This is a genomic window from Ralstonia sp. 22111 (assembly GCF_052045895.1).
Lineage (GTDB): Bacteria > Pseudomonadota > Gammaproteobacteria > Burkholderiales > Burkholderiaceae > Ralstonia > Ralstonia wenshanensis.
This window is the reverse complement of sequence record NZ_JBQEPR010000003.1, coordinates 410,869-428,448: the sequence shown is the minus strand read 5'-3', so window position 1 is coordinate 428,448 and position 17,580 is coordinate 410,869. Positions and strand designations below refer to the sequence as shown.

The following is a 17,580-nucleotide window of genomic DNA, read 5'->3' as shown; positions in this document are numbered from 1 at the left end:
CCGCCACGAGTGGTATGCGATGGACGTGCTGCTGCTTTTCAGGTTAGCCATGACGTCATATGCCAGTTTGGGCTGGATCAAAGGTTGCGCCATATCAACGCGCTTCGGCACGCATGGACCATTGTGGCTCTAGGGAAGCGAATGAACTCTCAAGGAGTCGGTCATGGTTCGGGTACACAGCCTCTTGTGCGCTGCGCTGGTTGCAGCGTCTCTCTTGTCGACAAACACGGCATTGGCGCAGGCGCCCGCCCCCGAGCAAGTACGCCAGCCGAGCGCCGATTTTTGCGCGCAACTGCGCAATGCTCGGACACCGGCAGAGCGCCGCGCGTTGATGCAGCGCATGCGGGATATTCAAGGCGTGAATGAGCCTGATCGGCTGACGGGCCGGGCACGAGGTGGCAGGCATAGTGGGATGACGAACAGGCGCTCGTGGCGTGCCATGTACGAGATGGGCTGCCTGAATGAAGGTGCTTACGCCGCCCGTCCTATCCAACGTGTGCAAGGGGGCGTGGCCTATGTGTCAGGTGGGGTGGGACAAGACGAGGTGGACGCAATGCGTAGCGTTGCGGCGGACTACAACCTGCGCTTGACGTTCATTGAGCAAGGGGGCGCGTACGTTTCAGATGTCGACACGCGTATTCGTTCTGCCAGCGGCGCGGTGTCCCTGGCTGTCGTATCGGAAGGCCCGCTGCTCTACGTCCGTCTGCCGAGCGGTAAGTATCAAGTCAGCGCGTCTTATAACGGCGTGGTACGGCAGGGCACGCTTGTCGTGCCCGCGCATGGTGCCGCCATGCGCACCATGACCTGGCCCCGCTGAATCACTTGCCGGCGACACGCGGCAGTTAAAGCAACCTTGAGTGGGCGAGGCACGCCGGCCGTCGGCGGACCTTGCCGTGCCGCTTCATTGATACATGCGTGGCGGAGCCGATTCCACTCGCGCCGTAAAGCGCGCGGCAAGTTCGCGGCCGAGCAGAATGCCGGCACTGAATGCGAGATCCCGGGACACATACCCCTCAGCGTTGGCCGCTGAAACCCAGGACGAGCATTTTCCATTGGATGAAACGGACCTGCATTCGCAATCCCAGCGCTTGTCGCTTCGCCGTTTTGTACGAACGTCCACCCAACCCCGCCCGGCATGAACGGTCAAGCTCATATGCCCCCCTTTGCTTCGATGATTGCACTCGATTGTTCACGGACCATTTCGCTTCGCAATACGAACTCGACGTCTTTGAACGCATCGTGAAGTGCGACAAGAGCGTCGTCGCCGGAGGCATGGCCCGAGAGGTGGCGATGGTGGCGCGTCATCACGTCAATGTGAACCCTGACGGATGGGATAGGTAGCTGCTGGCGCGGCAGTTGAATCAACTTGACGCGGCAACGGGCCATCTCCACCTGAACGCTGCCAAGGCGGTTCGCCTGTTTGATGACAGCATCCTCAATCGCTTTGGAGTACGGAAAATCCCGAAATGAAATGTCCAATGCCAAAGTCACGCTCGAACTCCTTGACCCAAAATCGGGCGCCGCCACGTCATCATGGGCAGCCGAGAATTTCAAGGTCAGTTCCTGTCAACCGGACGACGCAGCCGCAGCGTAGCGGCTCGGGCCGCGAGTAAAACCAAGGTGGGCGGAGGCGCGAGTCGTGCAACGAGTCGCTATTCGTCCTCCGCTGTTCTTGCAGTGCGTCGTCCGCTACATCAGCCCCCGTTGACGGGGATCGTCTTGGGCGTGGCTTGCGCCGCGTCTGTCTTGGGGAGCGTCACCGTCAATACGCCATTCTTGAAGCTGGCTTGGATCTTCTCTGTGTCGACGCCGTCCGGCATACGGAATGACCGCTCGAACGCGCCGAAGTGGCGTTCATGCAGGTAGTAGTCCTTTTGCTTCTCTTCCTTCTCTTCCTGCTTCTCGCCTTTGATCGTCAGGCCGCCGTTGGCCAGCTTGACCTCGACGTCCTTCTCTTCCATGCCGGGCAGATCGGCCTTGATCTCGTAAGCCGTGTCGGTTTCGACAACGTCCACGGCAGGCGCGGACGTCAAAGCCCATTCACGCCGCCAGAACGGCTCGATATCGAGCGCGGCCCGATGAAATGGGAAGAGATGAAATCCGCGGTCGAAATCATCGAACACACGCGCAACCTCTTGCCGAAGGTTGTCAAAAGCGCGCCAGGGTTGCATGGCGCCAGGCTGCTTGTTCGAAGCTTCCGCGCCGGTCTTCACGGCAAGTTTGGTATCGGATTCAGCCATGATGCTTTCTCCTGTGGGGGGTCTGGGAGAAACCATTCTGGACGCCGATGCGGACAGCATCTTGATGGGCGTCAACCGATCGACGCCGGCGATGCGTCGCCACATGGTCTTTGGGCACATCGTGTTCGGCTGGGGATCACGCAAACGGTCCCCTCGTTGCCCGAGCAGGGTCGGCGAGCGTTTTGGTTCTCGCCGTGTTCGTCACAAACAGCACCGTCACGTTCCTGACCTTGATCAGAGAAGCCGGTGCCAAGCGTTGTATGGGAATCCCCCCGCCACCTACCATGAACTAGTAGGTGCGCAGATCCAAGGGATACACAATGATCAAGGTGCTGATAGCGGACGACCATGCCGTCTTTCGTGAGGGATTGGGCCGGATCCTGAGCGATGCCAGCGATATCGAGGTTGTTGGTGAGGCGGTGGATGGTGCATCCACCATCGATCTGGTGCGCCGTACACCTGCCGACGTCATCGTGCTGGACTTGTCGATGCCCGGACGCAGCGGCATTGACCTGATCGCCCAGGTTCATCGGGACGTTCCGCAGCTCAAGATCCTGGTCCTGACCATGCATGCCGAGGACCAGTACGCGCTACGCGCATTCCGAGCCGGTGCCGTCGGCTATCTGACGAAAGAGGGTGCGGTCAAGGAGCTCGAGAAGGCCATCCGCAAGGCCGCATCGGGCGGTACGTACATGACGCAGGCCGTGGCAGAGTTGCTGATACACAATCTGGGCGACCCCGCAGACAGGCTGCTTCATCAGCGGCTCAGTGACCGCGAGTTCGATATTTTTGTGCGTCTGTCGAAAGGCGATTCACTGGCGACGATTGCGCACGATCTGTGCATCAGCAAGAAAACGGTCAGCACGTACAAGGCGCGCATTCTTGAACGAATGAACTTGCCGAATGATGTCGCCTTGGTGCGGTACGCGCTCACCCACGGGTTGGTATGAGACTGGCCGCAGCGATGCCGAACTAGATTGCCCTTGGTTGGGCGTCGGGCGCTGGAAGCGGCGCTTCCATAGCTGCAGTCATCGTTTGTGGAATGGTCAGTTCGATCAACGTTCCGGCCTCTGGCGACGATTCGATGCTTAAGCTCCCACGCACGAGGTAGGCACGCTCACGCAAGCCAACAAGCCCGAAAGACAAATCTTTTCTCGGATGCGCAGGGTCGAAGCCGATGCCATCGTCCTGCACCGAGAGCTGAACGGTGGGCACGTCATGGACCAGCCTCACTCGTACGGTTGAGGCACCAGCATGGCGCGCCACATTGGCCAGACATTCCTGCAGCACGCGATAGACGGTGGATGCAAAGGGCTCGGGAAGCTCAAAGTGCTCGGGCATGATCGTTAGCTCGCACCGAATGCGATGGCGCCGCTGAAACGACTCAACAAGCCATCTGCACGCAGGTACAAGGCCGAGATCGTCGAGCATGGAGGGGCGTAAATCGGAGGCGAGCCGCCGTGTCGCACCGATCATGTCATCCACGGCTTGTTCCATTGAACTCAGGCGGTCGGCAACCGGCTTGTTCGTGGCATGAAGCTTCTGCTCCAGCATCTGCATGTCGACCTTAAGCGCCGCCAGCGATTGGGCGAGTTCATCGTGAAGCTCGCGCGAAAGGCGCCGTCGTTCTTCTTCGCGCGCCCGTGAGCTGATCGTTGCCAACTCACGCAACTCCTCTCTCGATCGCTCCAGCGCCTGTTCGGCGCGCTTGCGTTCGGCGATCTCCTGTCGAAGTTCGACGTTCGTGACGCTGAGCTGGGCGGTGCGGTCCTTGACACGCTGTTCGAGGTGCTCGTTCGCCTCGTTCAGTTGCTGCGTTTTGTCCAAGGCGCGTGCGCGCGCTGCGCTTTCGTTATCCAGGGCTTTCACCAGCATGGCGTAAAGCCTGGCATGTTCAATGATCAGCGCAACAAGAACAAAGCCGGAAGCGACAAGGCCGTAGGCGCGGCCTGCGTAAAAGCCGAGATCGAACCGCCCATGATTGAACATGGCAGACAGTGCGACCTCAAATACCGAGGTGACGGCGACAACCGCACACCATAGATTCAGCAAGGAGTGGCCACGGTGCCGCCATAAGATTGCTGCGGCCAGCACGTTCAGCATCCACACAATGCCCACTGTCGTTGACATTGCACCGGTGTATCCATGCCCGCGCATGATGGCCGGCAAGAGAGACGGGTGGGTGGCCAGCGCAGTCAGCCCGTAAGTCAGAAGCAGCACAACGCAGGCAGCCCATAGAACGGGAGAGACGGCACGCCGCAACCTGATATGCCGTGTTCGCGTGTTTTCCTGCAAAAGGGCATAGGCGATCAGAGAGATGGGAAACCCGCCATGCCAGAACATGTAAAGCCACGCTGTCGTTTGCGGGCCCGCATTCAGAAGCCCCGATGTTGAGAACAGCCCCGGAAAGCTGAGCATGTGCACCGCCGCCACCGTGGCGGTAAAGAAGTAGCCGGATGACAGGGCCAGCAATCCTGGAGAGCGGAGCAAGGTGAACTGCCCGACCAGCATCGCGGCGGTGACCAAATCGTTGATGACGACCGCGGATTCATAGACAGGAATGAACCCCCAGACCTGCGCCAGTTGCCACTGAGCGAACGGCAATACGGCCACAAATACGACGACGGATGCCAGCATCACGGCCATGACCAGCCGCTGCTGATTCGGTCGAGGCTGGACGGTCGACAGGAAGATGCGGGGATTGCCCCCTTGGTCGCTCAAGATCACTCTCCAATCTGGAACCTGTACGGGCGGTACGTGGCCGCTGCTATGTGGGGCTGGACGTCATCTCCGACATGGCACCGAACCTTGTCAGGTTTTCCTGACAAGCGGAGCGCTATCGGGCTGATGTGCATTTCATCCCAGGCCGCTTACTCACGTTGACTCGCCTCTGTAGTGTTCAACCTTAGCTTGCAAGCGAGCGTATCAATCTGAGGCAGCGCAGATATTCGGTTGGTGAGCCTCATGCAAGCAGTGAAATCGAGCGCGCGATCGTTGCCTGATCAATCGGGAGATCCACCAGAGCCCCCGGCGATGAGCGCGCTCCTGTGCACGCACCTGCTCGCATATCCCGGCAGCCTATGCAAACACGTCAATGTGTACAGCCACTGGGCGTGATTAGCGTAAGCAGGTATTGCGGTGTTGAGGTAGGTCAAAGCGCGCTACGTAGCGCTCAATAGGCTAATAGATCAGTTCGCTTTGGTGCTGCTTCGCTGTTGAACTTGGTTTTCATTCCGTTTAGATCATGGACACTCGGCGAGTCGAGATTCAATTCCGTCATCTGCCTCCCTCGGATGCCATCAAGGAAGCCGTGAGGCGTTTCTCCACCAGACTCAGTGGTCTTCCATGCAGGGTCGAACGCTGCAGCGTGAGGTTGGCTTCGGAGCGAGCCGAGCCGCTTTGCGGCGGACCCTATTTCGTCCATGTCGAAGTGCAGATGCAGGGGCGGGAGCTTGCAATAGACCAGGCATCGGATGTGGACGTACATGTCGCGCTTCTGAATGCCCTCCGAGACATGCTTGTAATGATCAAGGCGGCAGGATCGAAACGCGGATGTGCAGCATGACTACCGGCTGCCCTCCATAGCCCCTTGAGGTGTGCAATGCCGGAAATCGTCACGCTCACGGTCAATCCCGCCATCGATATCGCCACGTCGGTCGAGTGCCTGACGGATACACACAAGATGCGCTGCACCCCGGCCCGCCTTGACCCTGGAGGCGGCGGAGTCAACGTCGCCCGTGTTGTGCATCGCCTGGGCGGGGATTGCGTGGCCGTCTACCTTGCAGGCGGCCCGGTGGCTGAACGATTGGGACGTCTTTTGTCGGTAGAGGGCTTACCGTTTGTCGCCCTCGGGATCGAAGGGGAGACGCGAGAGAATTTTTCCGTGACGGAACTCTGCAGCCATCGGGAATTCCGGTTCGTGATGCCGGGGCCGGTCGTTTCGGTATCGGAGTCGCAGCACTGCCTGGATTACCTCGATGCGCTGCAGCCAGCGCCGCGCTACCTCGTCCTAAGCGGAAGCCTGCCGCTCGGGGTGGCCGACGACTTTTACGCGCGGGTCATTGATCAGGCCAAGCTTCATGGCAGCCGTGTCGTGCTGGATGCCTCGGGGCCGGCATTGCGCGCGGCGTTGCCGCATGGGCCATACCTGATCAAGCCAAGCCTGAACGAGCTTCGACAGCTGACCGGGCGCGCGTTGGAAACAGAAGCGGATTGCATGGAGACTGCGCAAGAGATTGTCCGCAATGGGCACGCGCATGCGGTCGCGCTCACACTGGGCGCTGGCGGGGCCATGCTCGTCACGCAGGAAGAAATCGTCCGGGCAGGTGCCGTCGCAACGTCATTCCTCAGCACGATTGGAGCCGGCGACAGCTTCGTGGGGGGGATGGTGTGGGCGCTTAACCGGAATGCAGGCATGCGAGAGGCATTTCGATACGGCATGGCAGCGGCCGCAGCAGCGTTGAGCCATGCCGGTACCGAACTTGGCAGCGCCGCCGAGATCGAGCAGCGCTACGCAGAGGTGTCATTGTCTTGAAGCGTATCGGCTTCGACCGGATCGACCGCGGTTGAAGCGCCGGCTGGCGTGCAACGGCGGCTCGCTACGCTGTTGTTGAGATGGCCAACCTATCGGACAGGCGGCTGGGGGCGTTACGGAACGCCCCGGGGTACTACCGGCTCCATTTCACGTGCAGTTCGGTCTCTGCGTTGCCATAGTCAAACGTCAGGTGTCCGTGGAATGCATGGTGGATTGCATGGCCGATGTCGCGCGCCAGATGAAAGCCGGTCGTCAGGATGTCAGTGCCGCTGCTCGTGCTTTCGACAGCCATGATGCGTTCCATTGGATGATCGGCGCGCAGATCAGCTTCGCGGTGGCGGGCGAGTGTCAGGATCTCTTCCCGATGGGCCGCCTCAAAGTCTCCAGACAGGTGGATTCGTGCTGCGGGCATCTGGTCGGCGGCACGCTGGCATGCCGAGCAGACCAGGGAAGTGGCCCCAGGTGGCGGGCTGCGCCACAACCAGCGGCCCTTGAGATAGACAGCACCGCAAACTGGGCAGCAGCTTGCAGCTGGTGCCTTGTCGGGTTCCCGATATCGGTTGTGGATCGGCTCGACGGCAAATGGGCTCCAGCGTGCCGGCCGCACTCGTTCGGATTGAGAGCGTTGTTTCATGTTGACTCCTATGAGGGCGAGTTCCTCCGGCCTGTTGCAGACCAGAACCTGCAACGCAGTCGCGGTGGACACTTCTCAGAGTACCTTCCGCAGCGCGACGCAATTTGGGCTGAATCAAGTCTGCGTGCCGCGGTACTCATCAAATCAGACTTGAGTGGAGATGCGCTCCGATGGCGCGCATGACGGCCAACTTGGCAGGCAGCGTTTCCTGCTGCTTCAGAGTCAGGCGCGCGTTCCATGATGTCGTCATCTTCAGAATTGCCGGCGGTTAGAGCCCGGCATCACGGCAATGCGGGGCTCCAGCGCTCGTCCGGGTCATACGCGCGCATGCGCCGCGTGATCTGGGCGGTATGCGGGCCGAGGTTCCTTTGGTACACGACGCCATCCTGGTTGACGATAAACGTCATGACACCCGATGCCCCGAAGGTTGCGGGAAATGCGACCAGTGCGAATCCGCCTGTCATCTGTCCGTCGTCGACATAGCTCCGCGCGCCGCCCGGCGCGTGCTCTCCCTGCCGAGTCAGGATCCGGAAGACGTAGCCATGAAAGGGGATGACCTTGCCCGCGCCTGACGTGTCCTGGCGTCGTGCATCGGCGAGCGCGATGAGCGGTCCCAGCGGGCTCTCTTCATCTCCGGCGGAAGGCACCCAGAACAGGCCATCATGCTTGCCGGGTGAACTGCCTAGGCGCTGTGCAAACACGGCGCGCCCATCTGCGGTGCGGTGCGAAGTGCCATAAGCCAGTTGCGCTTCGACATACGCCCGGCAGACGCGGATTGCGTGTGCCTCGTGGTGGCCAATGCGTCGATCAATGATCTGCTGTGCGCCGGCTTTCGTGTCAAAGCGCCAGCGCGTGCCCCGCCTTGCCAGCGGGATCGGATAGGGCCATTCGTCTTTGCCCAGGAGGATGACGGCATGGCCCTCAGCGTCTCGTTCGATTCGATGCGCTTCGTCATACGCGGAGGCCAGCTTGCTTCGGGCGATCTGTTCGCCGATGGGGTCACCCGATTTCACCAGCGTTGCCCCTGCCGGCCCGAACAGGAGGAGCAGGGCATCCGCGTCGCCCGAGCGCCACGCGGATGCCAATGCCTCGGCAGCGTTCTCGGGGGAAGAGAACGCCTGCTGCGTGGGCTTGTCGGCCCAGGATGGAACGGCGATCGCATAAAGAACCAGCATCGCCAGTTGCACGGCAAGGCGACGCAGGCGCAGCGCTCTAGAGATCTTGTGCATCATCGTCTCCCGTGCCCGCCGCCCGCTGCGCCGTGGGGTGCAAAGCCACCAGAGCGTGGTCCAGTAGGCTGGGGCGCGGCGGGCGACATGCGGCTGGCTTGCCCGCGTTGGGCTTGTCCGCGCACATCGGATCCGCGCCCGTACGACTCGAACGTGGGCGGGTAGCCAGGTGACTGGCGCCGGGAGGAGCGTGCACCGGGAGCGGGCGCCGGCCTGGCCGGCGGCGGCCGGATTGTCGGATGCACAGGCGAAACCGGGGAGGGGCGTATTACGGAGCCCGCTGGCGGGGCCGGGGGCGTTGGGTAACCACGAAACCCGCGCCGCGCGTCCGGCGAGATAGCAGAGCCCGGGCCGAACCGCCCCCGCGATGCTCCCGGATATGGCACGCCATGGCGATGCCCCGGGTCATGGGCCCAGACGCCACTGGGTGGCGGACGATGGCGGTCGATGTTGCCGAAGCGGCCCCGGTCAATATCGATATGGTGGCCGTGCCAGTTCCAATGGCTCCAGCCCCACAACGGAACGACGACCGAAAAACCCACCCATCCGAACCCGAGCCCGCCGATGATCACTCCACCCCAGATGTCGGGAAAGATGTACGGCGGGTAAGCGGGATAGGGCCACGGTGCATAGACGAAATAAGGGTCATAGACCGGAACGTAGACCACGTTCGGGTTGGTGGGCTCGATGATGATGGCGCCATCCTGCGTTGACACCACAGCGTGTGTGGTCGACCCCAGGGTGCCGTTGGCCTGAGCCCGGCTGCGCAAGCGCTGGATCGAGTCCATGACCGCGCCCTCGTCGGCCAAGAATGCGTTGCCTACGCGTTCCGTCCAATCCAGGTTGTTGTTCATCATGTGCAAGAGCCCGGGAAACGGCACCAGAGATTTCACGCTCGGATCCCACGGCAACGGCGCGAGGGCTTCAGCCAACTGGTCGCCCCGAAGTGCGGCGTGAGCGGGGTCACGCACCCAGCGATCAGCCTGCACCACTTCAAGCGGATAAGTGGCTGCCATGAGGATCTGCGCGACCAATGCGTCCGGATACAGCGCGATAGGTGCCAGCATTTGATCGAGCTGCACCGCGGTGGCGGGTTGTAGATCGTTTTCCGATGCATCCGGCTGCGGTATTGCCGGGCTGCCAAACAAGAGCAGGAGAGCCAGGGCAATGGCCAACTGCCTTACCCATTGCGCTTTCATTGGCTGCCTCCGCAAGAATGGCGGCCGCACGCGCGAACCGGGCGGGGCCCCGATTCATATTGGACGATTGGTTTGGACGGTGATTGATGAGCGTCAACGCACGGGCAACATCCGCGCCAGCGTGCGCGAACGGCGGTACGCCCATCGAGGGGCCCGTCGTTTGCGATAGCGCAATCAGCGTGCAGCCGCGCTGTCTAGACTGCAAATACCGCTGCGACATCCGTGGAGTCGATCGCCTATGTCCACACCGCTCACACCTTTCCTTGGTGTACGTGAAGTGGCCAGCCGCCTCACTGGCAGCGCTGGCGATTACGACCGCCTTGTGGAGATGGCCCGTGCAAAGCGCTACGTTCTCCTGGGCGAGGCGACGCACGGAACACGCGAGTTCTATCAGACACGCGCAGACATGACGCGGCAGTTGATCATGCAAGGCGGCTTTGATGCCGTCGCCATCGAGGGAGATTGGCCGGATGTGTGGCGCATCAATCGCTATGTTCAGGGCGAGGGCACGGACACCGCCGCCCAGGCGCTGGGAGATTTCCAGCGGTTTCCCGAGTGGATGTGGCGCAATCCGGAGATGCTCGACTTCATCAGTTGGCTCCATGAGCACAACGCGGCTCTTGCCGCGCCGGAACGTGTTGGTGTCTATGGGTTGGATCTGTACAGCCTGTACAGGTCAGCCGAGGCTGTCATCGAATACCTGCAGAAGACCGACCCGGAACAGGCGGCGGTGGCGCGGATGCACTACGCGGCGCTGGACCACGTGCGTGAACCCATGACGTACGGCTACGAAGCGGCCGCAGGTTTGAGGTTGCCTGCGCAACGTGAGGTGATCGAGCAACTGCGCCGGCTTCGGGCGAGCGAGGCCAGGCTGATCGAGCAGGACGGCATTGCTGCCATCGACTCGCATTTCTTTGCCGAGCAAAACGCCATCGTCGTCGTCAACGCAGAGGCGTACTACCGTGAATCATTCGGGCACCGCGTCAACACGTGGAACCTGCGCGACGCCCACATGGCACAGACGCTGTTTGGTTTGGCTGCATATCGGCAGCGCCGTGGCGGTGACGGGCGGATCGTGGTGTGGGCGCACAACTCGCATGTGGGCGACGCACGGGCAACGGAATCCGCCAGCCGGCATGAGTGGAACCTTGGGCAGCTCGTGCGCGAGCAGGTTGGCGGTGCCGCTTTGCTCGTCGGCTTTACGACCTATACCGGCCACGTGTGCGCCGCATCCGAGTGGGGTGGCGAGGCGGAGCCGAAATGGGTGCGGCCAGCGCGGCCAGACAGTTGGGAACACCTGTTCCATAGCACGGGGCTCGATCGCTTCTTCCTCCCGCTTGGCGATACGGCGGCAGATGTGTTCCGCGAACCACTGCTGGAACGGGCAATCGGCGTGCTGTACCTCCCCAAGACCGAGTACGCGTCGCACTACTTCGATGCCGCCATTGGCGCCCAGTTTGACGCGCTGATCCATCTGGACGAAACCTCCGCCATCGAACCATTGACTTCGGCGCTGTTACCTTGAATGCGGCTGTTGCGCGGGCTGTGGTGCCGTGGCGCTGGCGGGAGAACCCGCTTCTGCCTTCGGAGGCGGCATCGGGGTCACGTTGCCAGACAGGATCATGTCCAGGTCGTGGCGGTCAACCACCTCTTTGTCCAGCAACATGCGCGATAGTGCTTCCAGTTTGGCGCGCTGGCCTTCCAGCGTGGCTGTTACGCGCGCGCTGGCATCGGACAGCACCTTGCGCACTTCCGCATCGATCAACTGAGCGGTGTCTTCGCTATATTCCTTGCGCTCGCGCTGCATCAGGCCGGTACCGGCAAGGAGCGGGTTGGGCGTTTGCTCGTAGGTGGCCAGACCAAGCTGCTCGCTCATGCCGAACTGGGTGATCATCTGGCGCGCCATGTCGGTTGCGCGTTGCAAGTCGTTCTGCGCACCAGTCGATACGTCGTGGTACACGATCTGCTCGGCAACGTAACCGCCCAGCAGCACGTCGAGCCTGTCCAGCAATTCGCTGCGCTTGAGCAGATAGCGGTCTTCCGTCGGGGTCTGTTGCGTGTAGCCCAGGGCGGCGATACCTCTTGGAATGATGGAAACCTTCGAAACACGATCAGCCAGCGGGCGGTGCTCGGCCACGATGGCATGGCCTGCTTCGTGGTAGGCGATCGTCTCCTTTTCCCGGGCGTTCATCACGCGGTTCTTCTTCTCAAGGCCACCTACGATGCGATCAAGCGCCTCGTCGAAGTCGACGGTCTGAACGGCGGATTTACCTTCGCGCGCCGCAAGAAGCGCCGCCTCATTGACCAGGTTGGCAAGGTCGGCTCCGGCAAAACCCGGGGTTCGCGCGGCGATCTTTCCCAAGTCAACATCGGCCCCCAGCGTGACGTTCCTGGCGTGGACCTTGAGTATCTGCTCTCGACCCTTGAGGTCGGGCCGGTCCAGGGCAACGTGGCGGTCAAACCGTCCGGGACGAAGCAGGGCAGGGTCGAGTATCTCGGGCCGGTTGGTCGCGGCCATGATGATGACGCCCTTGTTGCTGTCAAAGCCGTCCATCTCGACCAGAAGCTGGTTCAGCGTCTGCTCGCGCTCTTCATTGCCGCCGACGAGGTTGAACGCACGCGTCTTGCCCAAGGCATCGAGTTCATCAATGAAGATGATGCACGGCGCCATGGATTCGGCCTGACTGAACAGATCCCGCACGCGCGCCGCACCGACGCCAACGAACATCTCGACAAACTCCGACCCGCTCATGCTGAAAAATGGCACGGCTGCCTCACCGGCAACTGCCTTGGCAAGCAGCGTCTTGCCCGTGCCTGGCGCACCCACGAGCAACACACCCTTGGGGATCCTGCCGCCCAGGAGCTGATACCGCAACGGCTCTTTCAGAAAGCTGACGATTTCCGACAGTTCCTCCTTGGCTTCGTCGATGCCGGCAACGTCGGCAAAGGTCACGCCGGTTTCTTTTTGCATGTAAACCTTTGCCTTGCTCTTGCCGATCTCCATCAATCCACCGGCCGCAGCGCCGCCCATGCGCCGGATCAGGAAGTTCCAGACAGCGAAGAACAGGAGCGCCGGCACGACCCAAGACAGGAGCGTGCTCAACCATTTGTTGTCCGGCCGACCGACAAAGCGCACCTTGGCGGCCTCCAGCTCCGGAACCAGGGCCGGGTCATTCACGCGGAGGGTCTGGAAAGGATGGTCGCCCTTGCCCGTGCGGCGAATGGCATCGATCTGCTGTTGCGTCAACAGCCCCTCGACGCCTTCGGTCGAAAAAGTGCCTGTGATGTCCTGGTCACCAATGGCGACTTCCCTGATCTTGCCGGCATGCAGAAGGACCTTGAAGTCGCTATAGGGAAGGGTGTCGACCTGCTCGGACATGAACAGCGTTTGGAGCGCCAGCATGGTCAACGCGACGATGACGGCGTACCAGAGCGAGAACCTTTGCTGCCGTGGCTGCATACTCTCTTTCACTTCGTCACCCTCGCATGGTCGTGCGCCAACCAACGTCCGATCGAACCTTGATGTTCGTGCTTGAGCCGGTAGGGCGGTTGATGCGGATCAACCACCGGCCAAGTCCCACCGCCGTGCAGCAGGAAGATTTGCGTTGCGGCTATTGGCGGCGTGCGCGCGATGGCGGAAACAGTCTCCAGCAACCGGCCTGGTGACGGAAGAAGACGATGGCAAGTGGGCGGGCGGATGTCGTCAGCTCCGCACGCACGCAGCCACAATCAACGCCCGGGCAATGCAGGCGCGTGATTCGCAGATGCGGTGTGTCGCTCTGGCCAAACCACTTGGCAATCAGTTCGTGCAACGAGGTGTCGGATTGGGGCATGGTGCGCTCCGGCTTCATGCGGCCTGAGCCGGCGGCTGCGCAGTGCGCCATTCGGCGGAAAGTGCCAGCAGCATCAGCTTGAACAGCGTGCGCGCAGCCCGCAGGGGGCTCTTCAGGCACGCCTCCACCTGTGCGCTGCGGCATTCTCCAAACAGGCACCACGAACAGAAATGCTCGCAGTTGTTGGTCAGCAGCCGATAGTTGCGCTCGCCCAGGCGTGAACCGGCACGGCGGGCGACTTCTTCGCCGTCGTAGCAAGGGCTGGCGTCGCACTGGATGGTTACCGCAAAGCCGCATGCAAAGCAGCCAATCGAGATGCGCTCGACCGGCCCGCAGCGCTGGCGGCGGGAGAAGCCGGCGTAGTGAATCACCTGGCCATTGCCGACATAGATGCCGTGGTGTTGGTATCCATCACGGCCCGCTACGAGGTGTGCGCCAACGGGGAGCACAGTATCGAAAGCGGCGAGGTCTTGCGAGTCATTGCATTGGGCGATGCAATCGATGTTCTGGATCATGGCGCGCTCCGTTGTACTGGCTGGCGTTGTCGGGTTCCGGGGGCGGTTCGACAAGACGCTGCGTTGCTCGTTGGCGTGTCATCAGTATTGGCAGCGTGCTCGCCGGCGTCATGCAGGCTGTGCTGAGAATGCTGTCGGAGCTGCAGGTGTTCATGTCAGGAAAGCCTGACAAGGCAGCCGGCACCTCTGAAGCGATGTGCGGGGTACGAATCCCACCGCGCCTGTGCGGCGGCCACAGTGCGCCGCCGTTGATCTGCCGCAAGGCGCTCCGGCACCGCCGTGCCACGATGAATTTGTTGGCCCCAATCCTCCCGGGGTCGAATCATCAGGAGGCAGTCATGAGTCAACTCAAGCGTTATGACCCGTTCGCCATCGAGCCGGTGGGCGATATCTTCCAAGGGCTTTTGCGCTCATTTCGCGGCAGCATGGATGGCGCGCTGCCATTCAAGGTAGACGTAACCGAGTCGGATAAGGCATACAGCGTTGTCGCTGAAATACCGGGTGCGAAGAAGGAAGACATCGACGTGACGGTCGATCGCGGCACGGTCATGATCTCGGCCAAGGTAGAGCGCAGTTCCGAGGAGAAGGAAGGCGAACGCATCATCCGCAGTGAACGCTACAGCGGATCGATGCAGCGCATGTTCACGCTCGATGCGGCAGTCGATGAAAGCAAGGTCGATGCGACGTACGAGAACGGACTGCTGCGCGTGACGCTGCCCAAGAAGGAAGCGTCACCGCAGCAGCGCGTGACGATTCGCTGAGCAGCAGGGGCGATCGCATGCGGCTGCAATTTCTCGGCGCCACCGACACGGTGACGGGCTCCAAGTACGTGCTTGAGACCGGCGGGCGCCGTGTCATGGTCGACTGCGGGCTGTTTCAGGGCTACAAGTCATTGCGCCTGCGGAACTGGGACAAGCTCGCCGTCAACCCGCACCACATCGATGCCGTCGTGCTCACGCATGCGCACATCGACCACAGCGGCTACCTGCCGCTGTTGGTCCGCAATGGGTTTCATGGCCCCGTCTATTGCACGAAAGGTACGGCCGAACTGTGCAACATCCTGCTGCCTGACAGCGCTCGGCTTGCGCAGGAGGACGCCCAGTACGCCAACGCCGAGGGGTTCTCGCGCCATCATCCCGCCTTGCCGCTCTACGATGAAAAGGATGCTGCCAGGGCATTGCGCCGTCTGCATCCCGTCGCTTATGGCGAGCGCTTTCCCGTTGCCGAGGGCGTGGAAGCGGAGTTCCACCGTGCAGGACACATCATTGGCGCGGCCACGGCGACATTGCTGGCCGAGGGCCGTCGCATCGTCTTTTCTGGCGATCTGGGGCGGCAGGTCGATCCTGTCATGCGGCCACCCGAGCCCATTGCGGAAGCCGATACCTTGCTGGTGGAATCCACCTATGGGGATCGCGTGCATCCGGCGGGGGATCCGCTCGATGCGTTGCAGCAGGTTGTGCAGCGGACAATCGGGCAGGGCGGCACGCTGCTGATCCCTGCCTTTGCGGTGGGGCGTACGCAAGAGCTGTTGTACTGCCTCTACACGCTGATCCGCGAACATCGGATCCCGCATGTGCCGATCTACCTTGACAGCCCGATGGCCGAACTGGCGACCGGGGTGTTTGCACATCATGTTGACGATTTGCATATCGGGGCTGCCGACTGCCAGGCCGCCTGTGCGTTGGCCATTCCGGTGCAGAGCCCTGAACAGTCGAGGCATTTGGGGAGCGATCGCGCACCTAAGATCATCCTTGCGGCAAGCGGCATGGCAACGGGCGGCCGTGTGCTGCATCACCTCAAGAGCTTTGGCGGCGGCAAGCGCAACGCCATCCTGATGTCGGGGTTCCAGGCGGCCGGCACACGTGGCGCGGCGCTGCTGGCCGGTCAACGGGCATTGCGGGTGCACGGACGTGAGGTCGCCATCCGCGCCTCGGTTGAACAGATTCAGAATCTGTCCGCCCACGCGGATGTCGATGAACTGATGACTTGGCTAAGGGGCTTCACGCGGCCGCCACGGCAGACCTTCATCGTGCATGGAGAGCCCGCCGCCAGCGACGCCCTGCGCCAGCGCATCGAGCACGAACTGCAGTGGTCAGTCCGCATGCCGGAGTATCGCCAGTCCTACGATCTGGAGGGTGCATGACCGCGCCGGTCGTTGGTCTGGACCCGCAGCGCGTGCTGATTGCCATGCCGGGCTGCGAAGCTGCCACCATGCGCCTTGCCACACCGCTGAGCGCCGAGTTGGGCCATGCGGCCGTGAGCCACTTTCCGGACGGCGAGTCCTACGTTCGGCTTTACACACCCGTGCAAGGCGCAGAGGTGGCCATCGTCTGCACGCTCGATCATCCGGACGAGAAGCTGTTACCGCTGCTCTGGCTGGCGATTGCCGCACGCCAGGGCGGGGCGCGCCGTGTTGGATTGATCGCGCCGTACTTGGCGTACATGCGGCAGGACGTCATCTTCAAAGCCGGCGAGATTCGCGCAGCAGAGCACTTTGCCGCCTTGCTGAATCCGGTGTTCGACTGGCTTGTCACGGTGGATCCGCATTTGCATCGCATTTCACATTTATCGAGTGTCTATCGCATGCCGACCGTGGCCGTCGAAGCCGCGCCTGCCATCGCCGCATGGATCCAGACTCACGTAAAGGCACCGTTCCTGATCGGGCCCGACGACGAAAGCAGGCAGTGGGTCGAGCATGTAGCTGGCCTTTGCCAGGCTCCATGGGCGGCATTGACCAAAACGCGACACAGCGCATGGCACGTGGAAATTGCGGATTTGCCAAACATTCCACCGGGGTGTGCGCCCGTGCTGGTCGACGACATCATCTCAACGGGGCGCACGATGCTCGCCGCAGCAAGCTTGCTGCAGCGTGCGGGCAAACCGCAGCCGGTTTGCGTCGGCGTGCACGCTGTGTTTGCCGCCGACGCGTATAGCCAGCTCTGCGCGGTGAGCGCAGAGATCGTGACGTGCGACACCATCCCGCACCCCTCGAACGAGATTGCCCTCACAGGGCCGCTGGTTGACGCCGTTTCAAGCATGTTCGATTTACCCCTGCCTTCGGGCAAGCAGGTGCTTGTTTGACCAGGGCACTTTCGTATCTGGAGGCCATCATGAAAGAGATCAGGTTCCTGCCTGACGAGCCGACATACTGCGCCGCAGGGCCGCGTCTGCAATGCCGCGCGTCGGTCGATGGCAGTTCCGCAAGCTATGCAATCACGGCGGAGGCTCTTGAAGACCACTTTGGCGCGCTGTCCTGCCGGTCGGACGATCTGCTCAGCGCATTCAAAGCGCACCGCGGCGATATCGAAGACGTCGCGCGCATGCTGTTCGAGCAGACAGGTTCCAAAGAGATCACGCTACACAGCGGGCACTTCCGCTTCGCCAGCTGACGCGCAT

At 61.8% G+C, this 17,580-nt stretch carries 17 protein-coding genes; 8 read left to right on the top strand and 9 right to left on the bottom strand.

The window, feature by feature from the left end; genetic code table 11:
* Positions 1-412 precede the first annotated feature (412 nt).
* Positions 413-817, top strand: a complete 405-nt coding sequence (locus ACTJK4_RS10890) for a carboxypeptidase regulatory-like domain-containing protein (RefSeq protein ID WP_414562239.1) — start codon at positions 413-415, stop codon at positions 815-817.
* A 332-nt stretch (positions 818-1,149) separates the two neighbouring features.
* Here the strand turns inward: ACTJK4_RS10890 and ACTJK4_RS10885 are convergent, their stop codons facing one another.
* Together ACTJK4_RS10885 and ACTJK4_RS10880 are read right to left on the bottom strand one after the other, a co-directional pair.
* Positions 1,150-1,554, bottom strand: a complete 405-nt coding sequence (locus ACTJK4_RS10885) for a hypothetical protein (protein WP_414562237.1) — start codon at positions 1,552-1,554, stop codon at positions 1,150-1,152.
* 140 nt (positions 1,555-1,694) lie between these two features.
* Positions 1,695-2,240, bottom strand: a complete 546-nt coding sequence (locus ACTJK4_RS10880; RefSeq protein WP_280928261.1) for an Hsp20/alpha crystallin family protein — start codon at positions 2,238-2,240, stop codon at positions 1,695-1,697.
* A gap of 320 nt (positions 2,241-2,560) precedes the next feature.
* Here ACTJK4_RS10880 and ACTJK4_RS10875 point away from each other — a divergent pair, with 320 nt between their 5' ends.
* On the top strand, positions 2,561-3,190 hold the full coding sequence (locus ACTJK4_RS10875; RefSeq protein ID WP_232039461.1) for a response regulator: 630 nt from the start codon (positions 2,561-2,563) through the stop codon (positions 3,188-3,190).
* Between the two features lie 22 nt (positions 3,191-3,212).
* Here the strand turns inward: ACTJK4_RS10875 and ACTJK4_RS10870 are convergent, their stop codons facing one another.
* A complete protein-coding gene (locus tag ACTJK4_RS10870) occupies positions 3,213-4,961 on the bottom strand; it encodes an MASE4 domain-containing protein (protein ID WP_440817919.1) in 1,749 nt (582 codons plus the stop codon).
* An 880-nt stretch (positions 4,962-5,841) separates the two neighbouring features.
* Between ACTJK4_RS10870 and ACTJK4_RS10865 the strand changes: the two genes are divergently transcribed.
* Entirely contained in the window at positions 5,842-6,774 is a 933-nt protein-coding gene (locus tag ACTJK4_RS10865; RefSeq protein ID WP_414562233.1) for a 1-phosphofructokinase family hexose kinase, read from the top strand.
* A gap of 133 nt (positions 6,775-6,907) precedes the next feature.
* On the opposite strand, the gene ACTJK4_RS10860 is transcribed toward ACTJK4_RS10865, so the two are convergent.
* The 3 genes from ACTJK4_RS10860 to ACTJK4_RS10850 form a co-directional block, all read right to left on the bottom strand.
* The gene (locus tag ACTJK4_RS10860; RefSeq protein WP_232039464.1) at positions 6,908-7,408 is read right to left on the bottom strand and encodes a BCAM0308 family protein; all 501 of its coding nucleotides are present in this window, start codon (positions 7,406-7,408) and stop codon (positions 6,908-6,910) included.
* A 281-nt stretch (positions 7,409-7,689) separates the two neighbouring features.
* Positions 7,690-8,640: a DUF2950 domain-containing protein gene (locus ACTJK4_RS10855; protein WP_440817918.1), complete on the bottom strand. Its 951-nt coding sequence runs from the start codon at positions 8,638-8,640 to the stop codon at positions 7,690-7,692.
* Positions 8,637-9,836, bottom strand: coding sequence for a DUF3300 domain-containing protein (locus tag ACTJK4_RS10850; protein WP_440817917.1), 1,200 nt, complete (start codon positions 9,834-9,836; stop codon positions 8,637-8,639). The genes ACTJK4_RS10855 and ACTJK4_RS10850 overlap by 4 nt, the downstream gene beginning before the upstream one ends.
* A gap of 238 nt (positions 9,837-10,074) precedes the next feature.
* On the opposite strand from ACTJK4_RS10850, the gene ACTJK4_RS10845 reads away from it, so the two are divergent.
* Positions 10,075-11,361: an erythromycin esterase family protein gene (locus ACTJK4_RS10845; protein WP_316871012.1), complete on the top strand. Its 1,287-nt coding sequence runs from the start codon at positions 10,075-10,077 to the stop codon at positions 11,359-11,361.
* Here ACTJK4_RS10845 and ftsH read toward each other — a convergent pair.
* The 3 genes from ftsH to ACTJK4_RS10830 form a co-directional block, all read right to left on the bottom strand.
* Positions 11,353-13,296, bottom strand: coding sequence for an ATP-dependent zinc metalloprotease FtsH (gene ftsH / locus ACTJK4_RS10840; RefSeq protein WP_440817916.1), 1,944 nt, complete (start codon positions 13,294-13,296; stop codon positions 11,353-11,355). The genes ACTJK4_RS10845 and ftsH overlap by 9 nt on opposite strands.
* Positions 13,297-13,447: 151 nt before the next feature.
* Positions 13,448-13,669, bottom strand: coding sequence for a hypothetical protein (locus ACTJK4_RS10835; protein ID WP_232039469.1), 222 nt, complete (start codon positions 13,667-13,669; stop codon positions 13,448-13,450).
* Positions 13,670-13,683: 14 nt separating this feature from the next.
* Positions 13,684-14,184 (bottom strand): lecithin retinol acyltransferase family protein, encoded by a 501-nt coding sequence (locus ACTJK4_RS10830; RefSeq protein ID WP_316871010.1) that lies wholly within the window; start codon positions 14,182-14,184, stop codon positions 13,684-13,686.
* Positions 14,185-14,522: 338 nt separating this feature from the next.
* Here ACTJK4_RS10830 and ACTJK4_RS10825 point away from each other — a divergent pair, with 338 nt between their 5' ends.
* From ACTJK4_RS10825 to ACTJK4_RS10810, 4 genes are read left to right on the top strand one after another with little or no spacing between them, the layout of a single operon-like run.
* Positions 14,523-14,945: an Hsp20/alpha crystallin family protein gene (locus tag ACTJK4_RS10825; RefSeq protein WP_232039471.1), complete on the top strand. Its 423-nt coding sequence runs from the start codon at positions 14,523-14,525 to the stop codon at positions 14,943-14,945.
* Between the two features lie 17 nt (positions 14,946-14,962).
* A complete protein-coding gene (locus tag ACTJK4_RS10820; RefSeq protein ID WP_232039472.1) occupies positions 14,963-16,327 on the top strand; it encodes an MBL fold metallo-hydrolase RNA specificity domain-containing protein in 1,365 nt (454 codons plus the stop codon).
* Positions 16,324-17,265 carry a ribose-phosphate pyrophosphokinase gene (locus ACTJK4_RS10815; RefSeq protein ID WP_440817915.1) on the top strand — a complete coding sequence of 314 codons (942 nt, stop codon included), beginning with the start codon at positions 16,324-16,326 and terminating at the stop codon, positions 17,263-17,265. The genes ACTJK4_RS10820 and ACTJK4_RS10815 overlap by 4 nt, the downstream gene beginning before the upstream one ends.
* Before the next feature lie 29 nt (positions 17,266-17,294).
* Positions 17,295-17,573 (top strand): DUF1488 domain-containing protein, encoded by a 279-nt coding sequence (locus ACTJK4_RS10810; RefSeq protein ID WP_232039474.1) that lies wholly within the window; start codon positions 17,295-17,297, stop codon positions 17,571-17,573.
* Positions 17,574-17,580 lie beyond the last annotated feature (7 nt).

Coding starts and splice junctions, on each gene's coding strand:
- ACTJK4_RS10890 (WP_414562239.1), top strand. CDS start 413: ATGACGAACAGGCGCTCGTGGCGTGCCATGTACGAGATGGGCTGCCTG.
- ACTJK4_RS10880 (WP_280928261.1), bottom strand. CDS start 2,240: ATGGCTGAATCCGATACCAAACTTGCCGTGAAGACCGGCGCGGAAGCT.
- ACTJK4_RS10875 (WP_232039461.1), top strand. CDS start 2,561: ATGATCAAGGTGCTGATAGCGGACGACCATGCCGTCTTTCGTGAGGGA.
- ACTJK4_RS10865 (WP_414562233.1), top strand. CDS start 5,842: ATGCCGGAAATCGTCACGCTCACGGTCAATCCCGCCATCGATATCGCC.
- ACTJK4_RS10860 (WP_232039464.1), bottom strand. CDS start 7,408: ATGAAACAACGCTCTCAATCCGAACGAGTGCGGCCGGCACGCTGGAGC.
- ACTJK4_RS10855 (WP_440817918.1), bottom strand. CDS start 8,640: ATGATGCACAAGATCTCTAGAGCGCTGCGCCTGCGTCGCCTTGCCGTG.
- ACTJK4_RS10850 (WP_440817917.1), bottom strand. CDS start 9,836: ATGAAAGCGCAATGGGTAAGGCAGTTGGCCATTGCCCTGGCTCTCCTG.
- ACTJK4_RS10845 (WP_316871012.1), top strand. CDS start 10,075: ATGTCCACACCGCTCACACCTTTCCTTGGTGTACGTGAAGTGGCCAGC.
- ftsH (WP_440817916.1), bottom strand. CDS start 13,296: ATGCAGCCACGGCAGCAAAGGTTCTCGCTCTGGTACGCCGTCATCGTC.
- ACTJK4_RS10835 (WP_232039469.1), bottom strand. CDS start 13,669: ATGCCCCAATCCGACACCTCGTTGCACGAACTGATTGCCAAGTGGTTT.
- ACTJK4_RS10830 (WP_316871010.1), bottom strand. CDS start 14,184: ATGATCCAGAACATCGATTGCATCGCCCAATGCAATGACTCGCAAGAC.
- ACTJK4_RS10825 (WP_232039471.1), top strand. CDS start 14,523: ATGAGTCAACTCAAGCGTTATGACCCGTTCGCCATCGAGCCGGTGGGC.
- ACTJK4_RS10820 (WP_232039472.1), top strand. CDS start 14,963: ATGCGGCTGCAATTTCTCGGCGCCACCGACACGGTGACGGGCTCCAAG.
- ACTJK4_RS10815 (WP_440817915.1), top strand. CDS start 16,324: ATGACCGCGCCGGTCGTTGGTCTGGACCCGCAGCGCGTGCTGATTGCC.
- ACTJK4_RS10810 (WP_232039474.1), top strand. CDS start 17,295: ATGAAAGAGATCAGGTTCCTGCCTGACGAGCCGACATACTGCGCCGCA.